We start from the raw sequence: 2,644 nt of genomic DNA, 5'->3' as shown, positions 1-2,644 counted from the left end.
CGGTGGCGGACGGCACCGTGGCCCCGGCTCCGCGCCGGCGGGCGGGCCGGTCTGGGCCGGCCGGCGTCCGCCCGGGCTCGCCGGGGCGCGGTCGAACTCGGCGATCCGGTCGCGGGCCCGGCACCCACCGTGCTCCTGTGGGTGGATTCGTTCACCAACGCGATGGATCCGGACGCGGGCGACGCCGCCGTCTCGGTGCTCCGCGCCGCCGGGTACCGGGTGCTCGCTCCCGAAGCGGCCCCCTGCTGCGGGCTGACCTGGATCACCACCGGCCAGCTCCCGGCGGCCCGCCGGCGCCTGCGCCGGCTGATCGACCTGCTGGAACCCCATGCCCGGTGCGGGGATTCGATCGTCGGGCTGGAACCGTCCTGCACGGCGGTCCTGCGCGACGATCTGCCGGACCTGCTGCCCGGCGACCGCGGCGCCCGGCGCGTCGCCGACGCCACCCGCACGCTCGCCGAGGCGCTGGTCGCGGCGATGGACTCCGGCTGGCGCCCGCCGGACCTCACCGGCGTCGAGGTGATCGCCCAGCCGCACTGCCACCAGCACGCGGTGATGGGCTTCGAGGCCGACCTCACCCTGCTGACCGCGGCCGGCGCGCGGGTGCGCACGGTGGCCGGCTGCTGCGGGCTGGCCGGCAACTTCGGCATGGAGCTGGGGCACTACGAGATGTCGGTCGCCGTCGCCGGGACGGCCCTGCTGCCGGCCCTGCGCGACGCCCCGGCGGGCGCCGTCGTGCTCGCCGACGGCTTCTCGTGCCGCACCCAGATCGACCAGCTGGCCGGCCGGCCCAGCCGGACGCGGGCCCAGCTGCTCGCCGGGCGGCTCTGACCGCCCGGCGAATCGGGGTTCGCTGATCATTTCCGCGCGCCGGGGCGGGTCATGCCCGATTTCACCCGGGTTTGATCAGCGAAGCAGGAGCAGGGAGCGGTCTCCGATGGCCGTTACTTGCTGCGGGCCGACCGCTTCTCGCGCACCCGCACGTTGACCCGGACCGGGGACCCGGTGAAGTCGAAGTCCTCGCGCAGCCGGCGCTCGACGAACCGGCGGTAGCCGGCCTCCAGGAAGCCGGTGGTGAACAGCACGAAGGTCGGCGGCCGGTTGGACGCCTGCGTGGCGAACAGCACCCGCGGCTGCTTGCCACCCCGCACCGGCGGCGGCGTCGCCGCGATCAGCTCACCCAGCCAGGAGTTCAGCCGACCGGTCGGGATGCGCCGGTCCCACGATTCCAGCGCGCGTTCCATGGCCGGGGCGATGCGGTGCACGCCACGGCCGGTCTGCGCCGAGATGTTGATCCGCTGCGCCCACGCGACCCGGGACAGGTCGCGCAGCACCTCGTCGTCGACCTCGGCCCGCCGGTCCGCGTCCACCAGGTCGGCCTTGTTCAGCGCGATCACCAGCGCCCGGCCGGAGTCGATCACCATGCTGATCACCCGCTGGTCCTGCTCGGTGATCGGGGTCGACGCGTCGATCAGGGCGATCGCCACCTCGGCCGACTCGAGCGCGGTCTGGGTACGCAGCGAGGCGTAGTACTCCATGCCCCGGGCCTGGTGCACCCGCCGCCGCAGCCCCGCGGTGTCGACGAACCGCCAGGGCTTGCCGTCGAGTTCCACGATCGAGTCGACCGGATCGACGGTGGTTCCGGCCACCTCGTGCACGACCGACCGCGATTCGCCCGAGAGCTTGTTCAGCAGCGAGGATTTGCCCACGTTCGGGCGACCGATCAGCGCCACCCGGCGGGGACCGCCGACGCTGCCGATGATCTCGCCCGGCGCCGCGGGCAGGGCCTCGAGCACCGCGTCCAGCAGGTCACCCGAACCGCGGCCGTGCAGGGCGGACACCGAGATCGGTTCGCCCAGCCCGAGCGACCACATCGCCGCGGCGTCGGCCTCGGCCCGCTCGTCGTCCACCTTGTTGACGGCCAGGATCACCGGCACCTTGGAGCGCCGCAGCACCCGGGCGATCGCCTCCTCGGTCTCGGTCGCGCCGACCGATGCGTCGACGACCACCAGGACCGCGTCCGAGATCTGCATCGCCCGCTCGGCCTGGGCGGTGACCGCGGCCTGCAGTCCACTGGCGGTCGGGTCCCAGCCGCCGGTGTCGACCACGGTGAACCGGCGGCCGCGCCACAGCGCGTCGTGGGTCACCCGGTCGCGGGTCACCCCGGGCACGTCCTGGACGACGGCCTCGCGCCGCCCGATCAGCCGGTTGACCAGCGTCGACTTGCCGACGTTGGGCCGGCCCACGACGGCCAGGGTCGGCGCCGGGCCCTCGTCGACGCCGTCGGCGCCGTCGTCGTCGGCGTCCTCCCAACCGGTGAACTCGCTCTCGTCGCTCCACGTGCCGTCGACCGGCGCGGCACCCTCGCCGCCGCCGTCGCCACTGCCGTCCACCGCGCTGCCGAAATCGTCCGTCATGCCGCCCTTGCTCCATCGCTCTGCGCCAACTGCGCGTCCAACTCGCTCACCAGCGCCGCCAGGTCCACCCGGATCGCCTCGGTCGCCTCGGCCACCGGCCGGCGACCGCCACCGGCCGGCACCGCGACCGGCTCCCCGACCAGCACCGTGACGGCCGGTCGGAACCGCCGTCGCCGGGATCCGGCCGGCCGGACCGTCCCGCGGATGGCGACCGGCACCACCGGGGC

General features: G+C 74.8%; 2 protein-coding genes and 1 pseudogene. 1 reads left to right on the top strand and 2 read right to left on the bottom strand.

Going from position 1 to position 2,644, the window contains the following annotated elements; all coding sequences use genetic code 11:
• Positions 1 to 831 (top strand): (Fe-S)-binding protein (locus ACOJUF_RS03325; protein ID WP_420120445.1); only part of this gene is annotated, 831 nt, incomplete at its 5' end.
• 113 nt (positions 832 to 944) lie between these two features.
• Here ACOJUF_RS03325 and der read toward each other — a convergent pair.
• Both der and ACOJUF_RS03315 read right to left on the bottom strand, forming a co-directional pair.
• A complete protein-coding gene (gene der, locus ACOJUF_RS03320; protein WP_420120444.1) occupies positions 945 to 2,417 on the bottom strand; it encodes a ribosome biogenesis GTPase Der in 1,473 nt (490 codons plus the stop codon).
• Positions 2,414 to 2,644, bottom strand: a pseudogene (locus tag ACOJUF_RS03315) (1-acyl-sn-glycerol-3-phosphate acyltransferase); the annotation flags it as partial. The pseudogene ACOJUF_RS03315 and the gene der, both read right to left, overlap by 4 nt.

The sequence above is a fragment of the Nakamurella sp. genome, from assembly GCF_048594475.1.
In the GTDB taxonomy this organism is placed as follows: domain Bacteria; phylum Actinomycetota; class Actinomycetes; order Mycobacteriales; family Nakamurellaceae; genus Nakamurella.
This window is presented reverse-complemented; position numbering and strand designations above follow the sequence as displayed.